Source organism: Vreelandella andesensis (genome assembly GCF_003989795.1).
Classification (GTDB): domain Bacteria; phylum Pseudomonadota; class Gammaproteobacteria; order Pseudomonadales; family Halomonadaceae; genus Vreelandella; species Vreelandella andesensis.
The window spans coordinates 1-14,684 of record NZ_RZHG01000031.1; the positions used below are offsets into that span (position 1 = coordinate 1).

16 protein-coding genes are annotated in these 14,684 nt (G+C 53.2%); 11 read left to right on the forward strand and 5 right to left on the reverse strand.

Annotated elements, in window-relative coordinates; translation table 11 throughout:
• The coding region (locus ELY33_RS17260; RefSeq protein WP_167470115.1) for a helix-turn-helix domain-containing protein at nucleotides 1-214 on the reverse strand (214 nt) is incomplete at its 3' end.
• A gap of 326 nt (nucleotides 215-540) precedes the next feature.
• On the opposite strand from ELY33_RS17260, the gene ELY33_RS17265 reads away from it, so the two are divergent.
• Genes ELY33_RS17265 through ELY33_RS17275 form a run of 3 tightly spaced genes read left to right on the forward strand, consistent with a single transcriptional unit; the run spans nucleotide 541 to nucleotide 3,916 of the window.
• Nucleotides 541-2,049 (forward strand): amidase, encoded by a 1,509-nt coding sequence (locus tag ELY33_RS17265; protein WP_126949149.1) that lies wholly within the window; start codon nucleotides 541-543, stop codon nucleotides 2,047-2,049.
• Nucleotides 2,050-2,093: 44 nt separating this feature from the next.
• Nucleotides 2,094-2,927, forward strand: a complete 834-nt coding sequence (locus ELY33_RS17270) for a methyltransferase domain-containing protein (protein ID WP_126949150.1) — start codon at nucleotides 2,094-2,096, stop codon at nucleotides 2,925-2,927.
• Nucleotides 2,924-3,916, forward strand: a complete 993-nt coding sequence (locus ELY33_RS17275; RefSeq protein WP_126949151.1) for a class I SAM-dependent methyltransferase — start codon at nucleotides 2,924-2,926, stop codon at nucleotides 3,914-3,916. Before ELY33_RS17270 ends, ELY33_RS17275 begins: the two co-directional genes overlap by 4 nt.
• Before the next feature lie 33 nt (nucleotides 3,917-3,949).
• Here the strand turns inward: ELY33_RS17275 and greB are convergent, their stop codons facing one another.
• Nucleotides 3,950-4,483 carry a transcription elongation factor GreB gene (gene greB, locus ELY33_RS17280; RefSeq protein ID WP_126949152.1) on the reverse strand — a complete coding sequence of 178 codons (534 nt, stop codon included), beginning with the start codon at nucleotides 4,481-4,483 and terminating at the stop codon, nucleotides 3,950-3,952.
• A gap of 178 nt (nucleotides 4,484-4,661) precedes the next feature.
• Between greB and ELY33_RS17285 the strand changes: the two genes are divergently transcribed.
• The 6 genes from ELY33_RS17285 (at nucleotide 4,662) to cysN (ending at nucleotide 9,855) form a co-directional block, all read left to right on the forward strand.
• A complete protein-coding gene (locus ELY33_RS17285; protein WP_126949153.1) occupies nucleotides 4,662-5,306 on the forward strand; it encodes a hypothetical protein in 645 nt (214 codons plus the stop codon).
• 91 nt (nucleotides 5,307-5,397) lie between these two features.
• On the forward strand, nucleotides 5,398-6,084 hold the full coding sequence (locus tag ELY33_RS17290) for an NUDIX domain-containing protein (protein ID WP_126949154.1): 687 nt from the start codon (nucleotides 5,398-5,400) through the stop codon (nucleotides 6,082-6,084).
• 2 nt (nucleotides 6,085-6,086) lie between these two features.
• A complete protein-coding gene (locus ELY33_RS17295; RefSeq protein ID WP_126949155.1) occupies nucleotides 6,087-6,533 on the forward strand; it encodes a DUF1249 domain-containing protein in 447 nt (148 codons plus the stop codon).
• Nucleotides 6,533-7,267 (forward strand): phosphodiesterase, encoded by a 735-nt coding sequence (locus ELY33_RS17300; protein ID WP_126949156.1) that lies wholly within the window; start codon nucleotides 6,533-6,535, stop codon nucleotides 7,265-7,267. The genes ELY33_RS17295 and ELY33_RS17300 overlap by 1 nt, the downstream gene beginning before the upstream one ends.
• A 179-nt stretch (nucleotides 7,268-7,446) precedes the next feature.
• Nucleotides 7,447-8,406 (forward strand): sulfate adenylyltransferase subunit CysD, encoded by a 960-nt coding sequence (gene cysD, locus ELY33_RS17305; RefSeq protein WP_126949157.1) that lies wholly within the window; start codon nucleotides 7,447-7,449, stop codon nucleotides 8,404-8,406.
• Nucleotides 8,407-8,418: 12 nt separating this feature from the next.
• Entirely contained in the window at nucleotides 8,419-9,855 is a 1,437-nt protein-coding gene (gene cysN / locus ELY33_RS17310) for a sulfate adenylyltransferase subunit CysN (RefSeq protein WP_126949158.1), read from the forward strand.
• A gap of 104 nt (nucleotides 9,856-9,959) precedes the next feature.
• On the opposite strand, the gene ELY33_RS17315 is transcribed toward cysN, so the two are convergent.
• The 3 genes from ELY33_RS17315 to ELY33_RS17325 are packed head-to-tail and all read right to left on the reverse strand — an operon-like array spanning nucleotide 9,960 to nucleotide 12,274.
• Complete coding sequence (locus ELY33_RS17315) at nucleotides 9,960-10,802, reverse strand: ABC transporter substrate-binding protein (protein WP_126949159.1); 843 nt, start codon at nucleotides 10,800-10,802, stop codon at nucleotides 9,960-9,962.
• Nucleotides 10,803-10,817: 15 nt separating this feature from the next.
• A complete protein-coding gene (locus tag ELY33_RS17320) occupies nucleotides 10,818-11,573 on the reverse strand; it encodes an ATP-binding cassette domain-containing protein (protein WP_126949160.1) in 756 nt (251 codons plus the stop codon).
• Nucleotides 11,570-12,274 carry an ABC transporter permease gene (locus tag ELY33_RS17325; RefSeq protein WP_126949161.1) on the reverse strand — a complete coding sequence of 235 codons (705 nt, stop codon included), beginning with the start codon at nucleotides 12,272-12,274 and terminating at the stop codon, nucleotides 11,570-11,572. The genes ELY33_RS17320 and ELY33_RS17325 overlap by 4 nt, the downstream gene beginning before the upstream one ends.
• A 169-nt stretch (nucleotides 12,275-12,443) precedes the next feature.
• On the opposite strand from ELY33_RS17325, the gene ELY33_RS17330 reads away from it, so the two are divergent.
• Both ELY33_RS17330 and ELY33_RS17335 read left to right on the forward strand, forming a co-directional pair.
• Complete coding sequence (locus tag ELY33_RS17330; RefSeq protein WP_126949162.1) at nucleotides 12,444-13,325, forward strand: helix-turn-helix transcriptional regulator; 882 nt, start codon at nucleotides 12,444-12,446, stop codon at nucleotides 13,323-13,325.
• Between the two features lie 163 nt (nucleotides 13,326-13,488).
• A complete protein-coding gene (locus tag ELY33_RS17335; protein WP_126949163.1) occupies nucleotides 13,489-14,607 on the forward strand; it encodes an App1 family protein in 1,119 nt (372 codons plus the stop codon).
• Nucleotides 14,608-14,684: the final 77 nt, after the last annotated feature.

Below are 14,684 nucleotides of genomic sequence, written 5' to 3' on the forward strand. Positions count from 1 at the left end.
CCAGAAAGGCCGTGTCCGGCTGCTTCTTTAACTGCGTTAAGAACGCGCTGGCGTCGTTATAGCTAACCTTTTCCTGGCGCTCGTAGAACGCATCGGTGCGGTAGCGCAGCACCGCATTCCAAACAAACCGCACGCACCCAAACGTCCGCGCCAGCAGGGTGGCTTGCTCGGGCGTGGGGTAAAAGCGATATTTGAAAGCGCGTTCGGTTTTCATGGCTTACAATTTAGCCTACTTTATGTAAGACAGCAGCACACAAGGCGTCCTGCGGACGCCGTGCTATCCATCGCCACCCAATGCGGTAGCTTGGATGGCGTATTCCGCGCTTGTCGATAAACACCAGTGCGCACGACCGCATCAACCCAACGGCTAAATAGAAGCTGATAGGTAGGCGATAACAATGACAGGTATTGGTGCGACATAAGGAAATGCTTCTTATCGTTTTTCTTCAAAACTACCACACTGCCGCTGGGTGCTTAGCAAATCACCAAGCTGGAAGTGCTAGTCTTGGTGTCATGCCCTAATAACAATGAGCCAATACGATGTATCTTGACGATTACCAGCAATACGATGCCACCGGCCTTACTGACCTCATTCGCCGCCGAGAGGTAAGCCAAGCGGAAATGTTCAATGCAGCAATGGCTGCGATTGAAACGCTTAATCCGTCTCTGCATGCGGTGGTGAGAACGCGCTATGACAAAGCAAAACACGAGCGTGACCACGTATCAGAAAGCGCGGTGTTTGCTGGGGTGCCGACATTAAGTAAAGATTTGCTGATGGCGCTAGCGGGGGAGCCGTTAGCGTTCGGAAGCTCATCATTATCAGCGTGGTGCCCTAAACAAGATTCGCTGCTCATTCAGCGTGTGCGAGAGGCTGGATTAGTGGTGGTGGGTCAAACGGCTACGCCGGAATTAGGGCTAATGGGTATTACCGAGCCAAAAGCATTTCCCCACCCGCAAAACCCATGCCGGAAGGGCCATTCCCCTGGTGGGTCAAGCGGCGGTGCAGCGGCGGCGGTGGCCAGCGGGATGGTGCCTATTGCGCTAGCAGGCGATGGCGGTGGCTCTATTCGCATTCCTGCCAGCTATTGTGGTTTGTTTGGTTTTAAACCATCACGAGGTCGGGTGCCGCTTGCGCCTGCTCACGGCGAAGTATGGCAAGGCGCGGTGGTCGAACATGCCATCACCCGTAGCGTGCGCGATAGTGCGGCGTTGTTAGAGCAGATCAACGGCATGGCACCTTCCGGTCCTTACCCTGTGCTGCGTGAAACGGGTTATGTGGCTGCTTTGTCATGCTCTTCGAAGCCGTTGCGTATCGCCGTGTCGATGGGCGGTTTTCTGAGTCGCAGCTTGAGCACCCAGGTAAGTGCAGATGTCACAATAGCCGTCGAAAAAGCCGCCAAGGCCCTGGCTGAGATGGGGCATGAAGTGGAGTGGTGTGACCCCCCAGTTGACGGCGAAGCAGTGGCAGATAGCTACCTGACGCTCTACCTGGGCCACTTAGCCGCTGACCTTCAGTGGGTAAGCCAGCAAACTGGTGTGCCGGTGCATCGGTTAGCTATTGAGCCGGCTACCCGTGCGATTGGCAGGTTGGGCGCCAAGCTGCCGGCCCGTGATTACGAGCTAGCTAAACGTTATTGGAATACGGCCGCCGAGCAGATGAGCCAGTTTCACCAGCGCTATGATGCCTTGGTGTTGCCGGTAGCCGCGGATACTGCCCCCAAAATAGGAGAGCTGTATCCCACCGCGGCTCGCGAGCGGTTGATGTCCCTGTTGGCCATTCCAGGTCTGCCAACGTTGGCACTGAAGGCAGGAATGTTGAAACACTTGGCGGTGGATGCGCTAAGCCGTACCCCGTTTACGCAACTCGCAAACCTTACTGGCCAGCCTGCTATGTCAGTACCTTTCCATGTGGCGGACAATGGGTTGCCCGTTGGCGTGCAAGTGATAGGGCGTTTGGGGGAGGATAAGCAACTGCTACAGCTGGCAGCCGCGATGGAACAGCATGATGATTGGCAGTGTTGTGTATGCCCACAAGCGTTTGACGCTTAAGCAGGGTAAACTACGCGGCTTTGAGTCGACGCTTGGCGCCATGTATGCATCCTACTAATACATCAAAAAGCTATGAGTTAACCCAAGCGGGAGATCGCTATTTCGACGGCTTGGTCGATAAGTTCTCTCGTTCGCTTTATCAAGCGCCCCGTGGCGAGCTGCGCCTAGCGATGTTGGATTATTTGCTGCCACAAATGCTGCATCTGACAGGCCAGCCTGTGCTTGATGTGGGTGGCGGTTTGGGGCAGCTTTCTGCGTGGTTTGCTGAGCGTGGCCACTCAGTCACCATGGCTGAGCCTTCCGAAGATATGTTGGCCCATGCCCGTGCGTGGCATACCGAGCGAAGTGCCGCAGGGGCTTGGCCGCCAGAGCAACTTCGTTATCTTGCCGCGCCACTTCAGTCGTTGCTGCAACATGCGCCTGGCCCTTGGCCGCTTATCACTTGCCACGCTGTTCTTGAATGGCTAGGAGAGCCGGCGCGGGCTGTGCAAACGCTTGCCAGCCTTCTTGCGCCGGGTGGGCAGTTAAGCCTGATGGTGTTTAATCGCGATGCGTTGCGTTTTTCCAACGTCATCAAAGGTAACCTACAGAAAGCGCTGAGCGACCAGTTAGAAGGCAAAGGCAAGCGGCAGCGTTTAACACCTATTTCTCCGGTCACTCACGATGAAATGTGCCAGTGGGGAGCGGCTAACGGCCTAACCATGAAGGACGTTGCCGGGATACGCATTTTTCAGGATTATTTACGCCATCCCCCCGCACAAGAAAACGAGCAGGCAACGCTGCTAGCGCTCGAAAAGCAGTATTGCCGCCAAGACCCTCACTGGCGGCTAGGCCGCTATTTACTTTATACCTTCACTAAACCCGAGGCTGATGTATGAGCGCTCAACTGCCCGCTTGCCAACTTCTTGAACGTTTCTATGGCCAATCGGCTAATTTATGGCCTGTTGCGCCGCCGGCTGATGCATGGTTACAAGCCCACTCCACAGCAATGATTAGTGGCGATGTAGCGCTTCGCGAGCACTGGTCATCCAGCGGTAAACCAGCAGCAAGCCCGTTTGATGTTCCTTTTTGCCAGCAGGCTGGGCAGATAGTGCTTTTTTGGCCGAAAGCCCATCAGCTGGGGATCTGGTGGCTAAAATGGCTATGCCATGTGCTACCTGACAACACCCCGGTCGATGTTATTGGCGAGCACCAGGGCGGCATCAAACGCGTGCCTAAAATACTGAGCGAGTTGGGCATGCGCTGCGATAAGCTTGATAACGCGCGTCGTTGTTCATTATTTGCCACTCGTACGGTGGCAATGGAACAGCCAGCTGATGCTTGGCAACGCTTTGAGGCACTGAACCTGACGTTGGTTAGCCATCCTGGCGTATTTGGTCATGGCAAGGTCGATGAAGGCACGCGTTTAATGCTGGAAAGCATAGAGACCAGCTTGCCCAAAAAGCCGCTCACCGTGCTGGATATGGGCTGTGGAGATGGCATTATCAGTGCTTGGCTTGCCGCGCGAGGCCATCAGGTCACCGCCGTGGATGTCAGTGCTTTTGCGGTGGAAGCGTGCCGCCGAACGCTGGCAGCCAACCAGCTTAGCGGTCGAGTTATAGAGAGCGACGTTTATTCAGCGCTTGAAGGTGAACAGTTTGATCTGATTGTGAGTAATCCGCCGTTTCACCAGGAGCGAGAGATTACCTATGGCCCGAGTCAACGTTTGATCAGCGGAACCCCCGCGCATTTGCGGGCGGGAGGGCAGCTGGTGATCGTAGCGAATGGCTTTTTACCTTATCCAGATCATCTGCAACGGGTGTTTCAAGACGTTGAAACGTTGGCAGATAATCGGCGCTTTAAAGTCTATCGGGCACGTAAGGGGTAAGCAGTTGCCCTTGGTTCAAAGAGAGCCTTTTGCTTACATGCCAGCGTAGCGAATCGCCGTGATGGTGTAGAACGTCTCGCCGTTGGGCGTGAGCACCGTAATATCATTGCCCACGTCTTTCCCTAGCAATGCTTTGGCCATGGGGGCGTCGATACTGATCCAGCGTTTTTTAGTGTCGATTTCGTCGTGGCCAACAATTCTAAGATGCACTTCTTCGCCGTTTTCATCTTCCAAACTTACATAAGCGCCGAAAAACACCTTGCTGGTGTCGGCAGGCAAACGATCAACGATTTGCAGTTCATCCAAACGCTTCGTTAGGTAGCCAATTCTGGCAATAACGCGGTTTAACTCTTTTTTATTATAGGTGTAATCGGCATTTTCACTGCGGTCGCCTTGAGCGGCGGCTTCGCCGACTTTGGCCGAAATAGCAGGGCGTTTAACCCGTGATAGGTGATCCAGGATAGCGCGCAGGCGGGACGCGCCCTCTGCAGTAATCAGGTTGCTCTTCGGTGCTTGGCGCGGGTCTTTGGCTGGATCGCGCCAGCGCGTCATATTTCGGCCTTTCATTGCGTTATTTACCTCCACAAAGAGTACCAGCTTACGCTAATGACAGTGTTGTTCACAAAGTGGTTTTAGTTGGCGATTCATTCAAACGTTCGTTACATTAACGGAGTGGGTGACTTAAGGCCCCACAATTAAACGTATTACTTGTTAAAACAGCACAAAAATAAACCAGGAGCCTATTATGCGCACACCCCCTTTTTCTCGTTTACTCATTGCGGCGGCGTTAGCCAGTGCGCTGGCGCTTGTCCCATTCAGCGTATCGGCTTATGAAAGCGACGTCTTCTCGCTTAAAAATCGCTGGGAGCACACCGTTACGCAGATGCCAGCTAACGAGCGCGAAAGTACGTTAAAAGCGCTGGTCAGTGAGGCTGAACAATTAGCCAGTCAACATCCTGATCAAGCGGAGGTGTTGATTTGGCAGGGCATTGTATTGGCTTCCTACGCCCGTGAACGTGGTGGGCTTGGCGCATTAGGCACCGCTGGCGATGCCCGCGACGTATTGGAGCGAGCTATTGAGATCGACCCGCAAGGGGGCAATGGATCAGCCTATGTCACGCTAGGAGCGCTTTACGACCGTGCGCCAGGCAGGCCGTTAGGCTTTGGCAATAGCGATACCGCAGAACGTATGTTTCAACGCGCGCTGGAGATTCGCCCAGACGGTATTGATGTGAACTATTACTATGCGGCGTTCTTGAAAGAAGAGGGGAATACCCAAGCTGCCCGCGAGCATGCCCAGCGCGCAGCGAGCGGTACTACGCGTGATAACCGCCAAGCATCTGATGAGGCCCTGCGCCAGGATGCCGAGGCGCTCCTCGGCGAGCTTTAGCAGCTAAACCAGCACTAAGGTTGATACGCGTATTGGCATTCCCAGTAGTAAGCATTGATAATGGAACGATTGTTAACACTGGGAGTGCTGCATGGCATCTAGCCCTGATTCATTAGTGCCCAATGCGTCTGCGCCGCCTCAGTTAGGCCGAGACGATGTTGAGCTTATTCAGCGTGATACCCTTTATCAGGGGTTTTTCCGCTTGGAAGCTTTAGAGCTGCGTCATCGTCTCTTTGAAGGCGGCTGGAGCGGCACAATGCGTCGTGAGGTGCATAACCGCTTCGATGCCGTTGGCGTACTACTTTACGATCCTGATCGCGATACGTTAGTGCTTGTTGAGCAGTTTCGTGCTGGCGCGATTGACGATCCGCTTTCCCCCTGGAAGCTAGAATTGGTGGCGGGGCTGGCAGATAAAGACGAACCCCTTGAAGAAGTTGCCCGCCGTGAAGCCATGGAAGAGTCTGGCTGTCGGGTTGGCGCGTTGACGAAACTGCATACCTATTACCCAAGCCCGGGTGCGTGTAACGAACGCGTGACACTATTTTGCGGTTTTGTCGACACCCAGGGGATGGGGGGCATTCATGGCCTGGATGATGAGCACGAAGATATTCGTGTTCATTTGGTGACGTTTCCAACCGCATGGGAACTCCTGGAGCAGGGAAGACTCGACAACGCCATGTGTTTGATTGGATTACATTGGTTAGCGGGCCAGCGTGCTTCGCTTCGCGCTGCTTCTCATCGAGCAGCGACAACGCCAAGCGAATCTGAAAAGGAGTGAACATGGCTAGAACCGCTTATGTCACCGATTTAAAGTCCCTGCAGGGCGAGTGTAGCGCTAACTATATGCGCATGATTCGTTTGGTAGGTGATATGGAAAGTGGCCAGCAACGTGATATTGCGCTGCATGGCGACGACCAACATTTCGGCGATTTACATCTTAAGATTCTGGAGCAGGCGCCTTATACCACCATGGTGGAGGTGACCCAGAGCGGGCCACTGGATGCCGTTATTGAAGGCCCCAAAATGCGTGTCCATCTTTACCATGATGTGCGTATGGCAGAAGTGACAGATTTCCAGCGTGAGCGACACTTCAGCGGCCGCTACCGTTATCCGAACGCCAGAATGCACCAGCCCGATGAAAAGCTGCAGCTAAATCGCTTTCTGGGCGAGTGGCTGGCGCATGGCTTAGCCCATGGCCATGCCTATGATATGCCGGAGCTGCCTTGATGCGACTTATTCAGATTACCGATTCGCACCTGCATGCCGATAAAGCGGCTCGTTCACGAGCGGGGATTCCGTGGCAGCAGTTTGAACGTGTGTTGGAAGCGGTGATTGCTGAACGGCCTGACGTCGTCGTATTGAGCGGCGATGTAAGCCAAGACGAAACGGCGGCTTCCTACGCATTGGCGCACCAAGCCCTGGCATCGTTGCCGTGCCCATGGTTCTGGATTCCTGGCAATCATGACCAGCTAGCTTTCATGCAAGCGGAGCACCCGTTGGTGGAAGAGGTTGATCTGGCGCAGTGGCGATTACTGCTGTTGGATACCCACGTTGAAGGTCAGCCTTATGGTGAATTAGGTGCCGAGCGCTTAAACGCCCTGGCTGAGCGCCTAGAAGAAGATGACCGCCCAACTGTGATTGTGATGCATCATCCCCCTGTTGATGTTGGCGCTACGTGGATGGACGCGATTGGTCTCAAGGATCGTGATGCGTTTTGGCAACGGTTAAACGGCTACTCTCAGGTTAAAATCATTCTGTTTGGTCATGCCCACCAAGCTTATGCCCAGCCGCATCGTACTGCGGATGCCGAGATTGAGGTGTATGGCTGTCCCGCTACTGCCGATCAGTTCTTGCCAGGCGCTGAACAGTTTGCCATCGATGAAGCCTCCCGCCCCGGCTACCGGATTATTGACCTTCATGGTAATAATTGGCAGACCTGGATTGAGCGTGTTCTCGTATAGCCTCTTACCTAGCATAATGCTGTTAGGCAATAAAGATATAAAAAGATAGTTATTAATTCTTTTGGGTTATTAATGGCTCGGCGTTACCCTACTCGCAAATAACCGTCTTTCGGCAACGCTACCGTTAGGCGGAAAGTAGCGTTTGCACGTGCAAGCACCGTTTTGTGAGGGAGTAGGTAATGAACCAGTTTTCTGCGCCGTCGGCGTCCCAGCGTGAGGCGCCCGCCACACCTGCCGCGGCACGTTTGACCCACTTAAAGCAGTTAGAAGCGGAATCGATCCACATTATTCGAGAAGTTGCCGCTGAGTTTAGTAACCCCGTCATGATGTACTCCATCGGCAAAGACTCCTCAGTAATGCTGCACTTGGCGCGCAAAGCCTTCTACCCAGGGACACCACCATTTCCGTTGATGCACGTGGATACCACCTGGAAATTTCGTGAAATGATCGCGTTCCGTAACCGCATGGCAAAAGAAGCGGGGATGGAGTTGATTGTGCATACCAATGAAGAGGGGCGGGCTGCCAATATCAACCCCTTCGATCACGGTAGCGCAAAATATACCGATATCATGAAAACCCAGGCGTTGAAGCAAGCGCTGGATAAACATGGCTTTGATGCGGCGTTTGGTGGCGCGCGCCGTGATGAAGAAGCCTCACGCGCGAAAGAGCGCGTTTACTCCTTCCGTGACAAATACCACCGCTGGGATCCCAAAAGCCAGCGTCCTGAGCTTTGGAATGTGTATAACGCCAACGTTAACAAGGGCGAGTCAATCCGCGTTTTCCCGCTTTCGAATTGGACGGAGTTGGATATCTGGCAGTACATCTATCTCGAGTCGATCCCTATTGTGCCGCTTTACTACGCTGCCAAGCGTCCAGTGGTTGAGCGTGATGGCATGCAGGTCATGGTTGACGATGACCGTTTGCCCCTGGCGCCGGGTGAAGTGCCTGAAGAAAAATTTGTTCGGTTCAGAACACTGGGCTGCTACCCCTTGACTGGCGCTGTAGAGTCAACGGCGGCCACGCTGCCTGAGATTATTCAAGAAATGCTGTTGACCAAAACCAGTGAACGCAGCGGTCGCGCTATCGATCGTGATCAGGTCGGTTCGATGGAAAAGAAAAAGCGCGAAGGCTATTTTTAAGGAGTAGGTCACATGGCTCATCAATCCAATTTAATTGCTGACAATATCGAGCAGTACCTTCACGAGCATGAAAACAAAGATCTGCTGCGTTTTATCACCTGCGGCAGCGTTGATGATGGCAAATCCACGCTGATCGGGCGACTGCTGCACGACTCTAAAATGATCTTTGAAGATCAGTTGGCAGCGATTACACAAGCCTCTAAAACAAGCGGCACTACCGGTGACACAGTCGATTTGGCGCTGTTGGTAGATGGTTTACAGTCAGAACGTGAGCAGGGCATTACCATTGATGTTGCTTACCGCTTCTTCTCAACCGAAAAGCGTAAGTTCATCATTGCTGATACCCCAGGGCATGAGCAGTACACCCGCAATATGGCCACCGGCGCATCAACCGCCAGCTTGGCGATTATTTTGATTGATGCCCGTTATGGTGTGCAGACTCAAACCCGTCGCCATAGTTTTATCGCTGATTTGCTGGGTATTCAGCACTTGGTCATTGCGGTTAACAAGATGGATTTGGTGGATTTCTCAGAGCAGCGCTTCAACGAAATTGTTGATGAGTACCGCGCGTTTGCCACCAACCTTAGCGCACCGGATATTCGCTTTGTACCGATGTCGGCATTGAACGGCGACAACGTAGTTAACCCAAGTGATCAGACCGCTTGGTATTTCGGTGCGGACTATGAAGGTAAAACGCTGATTGAGCTACTGGAAAGTGTCGAAATTAGCCGTGACCAAAACCTCACTGATTTACGTTTGCCAGTTCAGTACGTTAATCGTCCGAATCTGGATTTTCGCGGTTATTGCGGTACCTTAGCAGCAGGCGTTTTGCATCCGGGACAAGAAATAAAAGTACTGCCATCGGGTAAAACGTCGCGGGTTGCCCGAGTGGTAACGTTTGACGGCGATTTAAACGCTGCTTACCCAGGTCAGGCAATTACCGTTACCTTGGAAGATGAGATTGATATTTCTCGCGGTGATTGGATTGTCAGTGCCAATGCCGAGTTACCGCTTTCTAATGCGTTTATGGCCGATATCGTATGGATGCATGAAGACGTACTGGCACCAGGTAAACTGTATGACTTTAAGCTTGCCACCCGCGATCTGTCTGGTCAGGTAAGCGCTATCGAGTACCAGATTGACGTTAATACACTTGAAAGACATACCACGGATTCGCTGGGGTTAAATGCAATTGCTCGCTGCCAGGTAGAGTTAACGGCTGCGATTCCAGTAGATGACTATCGCACAAGTCCAGGCACCGGCAGCTTTATCATCATCGACAGGCTGAACAACATCACGGTTGGGGCGGGCATGATTCGTGGAGCAGCCGATGCACGTGAGCAGGCAGGCGCTACCGATTGGGCGGCTTTCGAGCGTGACTTGAACGTGCTGGTACGTAAGCATTTTCCGCATTGGGAAGCTAACGATATTCGCGACGTGCTACGCTAAACTTTGCTGCGCTGAATTTTGCTGTGCTAGTACAGTAGCTTAGTTGAAATCGAAAAGCCGCCTTGGTCATTGAGACCAAGGCGGCTTTTACGTAAGGAGCGGGGCTATTGTGTGTTAGAGGATGGCAGCGCGTTAGGGAAAAATAACCGTTGGCCGTTGACAGCAAAATCGGCAATCGCTTGCTGACCTTGTTCCGACACCAGCCACCGGTGCCACTGGGCCGCTAAATCGTGCTTCAAGTGCGGGTGCTGCTGTTCAGAAAGCAGCAGGCTGCCGTACTGATTAAACAGCGCATCGTCGCCTTCAAACAGTAGTACTAAATCTTGGGGATTCTGAAATGCCACCCAAGTTGCGCGGTCAGTGAACGTGTAAGCGTTCATGCCTGCAGCGGTATTTAGGGTTGGCCCCATGCCGCTACCTAACTCGCGGTACCATTCCCCTTGTGGGGCTACCCCGGCGCCTTCCCATAAACGCAGCTCGGCGCGGTTAGTGCCGCTATCATCTCCCCGAGAGGCAAAGGGGGATTCGCTTTTCGCGATACGTGAAAACGCATCGATGACATTATCACTATTGCTAATGCCGGCAGGGTCATCGCTTGGCCCAACAACCACAAAGTCGTTATACATCACGTCTAGACGCTCGCTGGCGTAGCCATCGGCGACAAACTGCTCTTCGCCAGCCGTGTCATGCACCAACATGCTATCGGCATCCCCGCGGCGGGCAATCTCAAACGCTTGCCCTGTTCCTACGGCGACCACACGCACGTCAATGCCCGTGGTGTCGGTGAAGGTAGGGATAATCGCGTCAAAGAGCCCTGAGTTTTCAGTCGACGTCGTTGACGCCAAGATGATGAAATCATCATCAGCGAGTAGTGAGGCACTCCACGAAAGGCCGACTAATCCTGAGGTTATTAAGCGAGCGGTGGCTAACGTTGTGGTTTTTTTCATCGGGTGCTCCTGGGGCTAGCCAACAAGTTCGCCGCGAAGAAAGGCTCCCGCTTGAGTGGAAGCTGGCGTTTCAAAAAAGCGATGGGCAGGCGTGTGCTCTAGCACTTGGCCGCCATACATAAATACCACCTCATCGGCTAGGCGGCGGGCTTGATGTAAATCGTGGGTGGTCATAATGATGCGGGTACCATTGCGATGAAATTCATTCACCGCATCTTCAACCGCCTTGATAGCGGCGGGGTCAAGGGCAGAAGTAGGCTCATCTAAAAACAGCACGGCAGGATTGAGTAACCAGGCACGAGCAAGTGCAAGGCGCTGCTGTTCGCCGCCGGAGAGCACTCGAGCGGGGCGCTTGGCAAGCGCGACTAAGCCAAATTTTTCGAGTGCTTCCAGGGCCATGTCTTTGCGCTGCCGACGCGGCACTCCACTAACTGCCAGTGCATACGTCAGGTTATTGATCGCCGAGCGGCGCAGTAGCACTGGCCGCTGAAACACCATGGCTTGGGTGGGCGTTTTTTCTTGCCAACTGACATAGCCACTACTGGGGGTTAGCAAGCCATGAGCTAAGCGCATTAATAGGCTTTTACCCGCGCCGTTGGGCCCCATGATAAGTGTGCGTTGGCAGCCCGATAGTGTCAGCGTAGTGGGAGCAAGTAACCGATGGCCACGATGATCAAAGCTGGCCTGTCCAAAGTGCAGCGTTGGCACGGTCGCCACCAGAGGTGGTGAAATAGATGGTAAAATAGGTGGTGGAAAAAAAGACGCATTCATCCTAACCGCCTCTTGGCTGTTTCACTGACCATGTGGGCCAGCGCATTAATCACTGTCACAAGGCTAAGCAGCACAATGCCCAAGCCCAGCGCGAGAGGTAGGTTCCCTTTACTGGTTTCCAGCACAATGCTGGTGGTCATGACACGGGTGACGCCATCGATATTGCCACCGACAATCATTACCGCGCCGACTTCAGCGCTGGCGCGGCCAAAGCCAGCGAGAATAACGGTTAATAGCCCGAAGCGTGCGTCCCACAGCAATGTGGGCATCATCCGCAGCTGATTAAGACCCAGGGAGCGTAGTTGTTCGGCGTATTCGTTATGCAGTGCCTCTACTTGTTGGCGGGTAAGTGCAGCAATAATCGGAAACACTAAAATGACTTGCGCAATGACCATGGCCGTCGGCGTAAACAGCAGCCCAAACTGACCTAGCGGCCCCGCGCGGGAAAGCAACAGATAAACACATAGCCCGGCGACCACTGGGGGCAGGCCCATTAGCGCATTAAGCAGCACAATCAATGTATTGCGGCCAGGAAAGCGCCACAGGGCTAGCGCTGCGCCCAACGGCAACGCCAGCAGGCTAGCGATAAGCACGGCAATCAGCGATACCTTAAGTGATAGCGTCACAATAGCGATTAACCCCTGATCCATTCCCAGAATCATCGCTACCGCCGTGTAAAAAGGGTTGTCACTTGCGGACATTACGGTTCGCACCATTGTCTTTGTTATTGGGCATTGTTTTAGCAACTGACATTAAGTGTATTCACTAACGGTAAGTGCATTAGCTAGCATAATGTATGCAAACGTGACGTAATGCACTTTGGCTTGAAATATATGCAGCTATATGCAGTAAATTGCGAGGCGCATAAACATGTTAAGGGAATACCTCACCACGGCAGAGGTTGCCGATTATTTGCGCTTAAAAGAGCGTAAGGTGTATGACTTGGTGCGCCAGGGCCAGATACCTTGCAGCCGCGCCACCGGAAAATTGCTTTTTCCCCGACAGCATATTGATATGTGGGTACTCAGCCATTTAGAAAGTGACCAGGCGCTGCGTTCACCATTGCCTTTGGTATTGGCGGGTAGTCAAGACCCACTGTTGGAGTGGGCGGTTCGCGAAAGCGGTAGTGATTTGGCGTCGCTGTGCCACGGCAGTGGTGATGGCTTGCGCCGTTTGCTGGAAGGTAAAGCCATGCTGGCAGGTATTCACTTACTTAACGCTGAATCTGGGCGCTATAACGAGCCAGCGGCACTAGGGCTGGGCGGTGTGCGGGACTTAATCGTCTTGCATTGGGCGAAGCGCCGGCAAGGATTGCTAGTGGCGCCGGGCAATCCGTATGGCATTCAGTCGCTGAATGATATTTCCCGTCAGCAAATGACGCTTGCCCATCGTCAACCTGATGCGGGCGCAGCGCAGCTACTACGTTGTCTGCTACAGCGATCAGCGATTGATCCGAGCACGCTTAACCGGGCAGCCAACGTTTCGTTAAGCGAAGATGACTTAGCGCTTTCTATCGCTCAGGGTGAAGCGGATGTCGGGCTTGGCGTTGAGGCAGCAGCACACCGCCAGCACTTAGATTTTATACCGCTAATTGAAGAGTCTTTTGATTTGGTAATGAACCGGCGAAGTTACTTCGAACCGGCGGTCCAAGCGCTTATCTCATTTACGCGTCAGGCGCGCTTTACTCAGCGAGCAGAGGCTTTCCAAGGCTATGACGTTAGCGGCTTGGGAGACGTGTTATACAACGCTTAACAATATGGCTCTTGGCGGTTGAGGGAGACCATTCATTACGCCACACTGGTTCTCGTTTGGCCATTCAGCGATGTCATCACAGGAAGTAACCAATGTTGGGAATGACGCAAAATTTAGTAGATGCCGATGACGTAGGTGGGTGTTTCTTGGCTGGGTGCCATTAATGGCGTGGTATCAGCCGTGGGCAAGCTTTGCTAAACGGTTGGCTCACGTGGTGGCAAAACCGATGAAGCGCGACAGTGGTCATGGGGACATGATGGTGCATCCTTATCGAGGCTACGGTTCTCAGCAGGAAGTGTTTGTTATGGGGCGCGTGTTTCGTCAGGCCGCGCTGGGTAGGGCGATACCTCGGCGGGGTATGTTACGTGACACCGCAGATGTCACCCGACGTATCTTTCGACGCGGCCTCGCTAATGCCAACGTGGATATACGCATTGGCGACAATCAGTTGTGTCTAACGACGGATCGTGACGGCTACTTTGATGCTCATCTGCCAATTAGTACCACATTGCCAGTCGATGTTTCGTGGCATCGCGCCGATATCATGGTTCATGCAGCTGGCCACTCGCCCATCCGAACCAGTGTTGAAGTTTACGTGCCTCCTCCCGAGGCTGACCTGCTGGTTATCAGTGATATCGACGACACCGTCATGTTCACTGGCGTCGCAGAAAAGCTCAAAATGCTTTATCGCCTGTTTGTCCGCAAACCCCATCGTCGTACGGCTTTTCCTGGAGTTGCGTCGCTCTACCAGGCGCTTTATCGCGGTAAGACTGAGAAAGCAGAACGCCCCATTTTGTATGTTTCTCGTGGGCCTTGGGCGATTTATGAAATGTTAGAAACGTTTTTCCAGCTTAACCGAATTCCTGCCGGCCCTATTCTATTCCTACGTGAGTGGGGGATTTCGCTGCGCCATCCTTGGCCACGGCGGGCCGAAGCCCACAAGCGCGACTTAATCGACCGTATGTTAACGCTTTATCACGATATGCCCTGTATTTTGATTGGTGACAGCGGCCAGCACGACCCAGAGGTTTATACCGAGGTGGTGAAGGCATATCCCTCACGAATCAAAGCAATCTATATCCGTCGAGTTGATAATGATCCTGAACGGGAACAGGCTATTCAGCGTTTACGGAATGAAATTGCTCATACTGACTGTGAATTGGTGCTTGCCGCTGACAGCATTTTGATTGCTGAGCATGCCCACTCTAAAGGCGACATTTCTGCCAGAGGGCTGCAGGCCGTGCAGCGGGATGTAGAAACGCATCACAATGAGCCTGAGTAGTTGTTTTGTTAAGTGCACCTGCTTTTGGCCTTGATAAAACTAAACACGTGTTAATGAGTCTTTAAACTAGGTTCTTA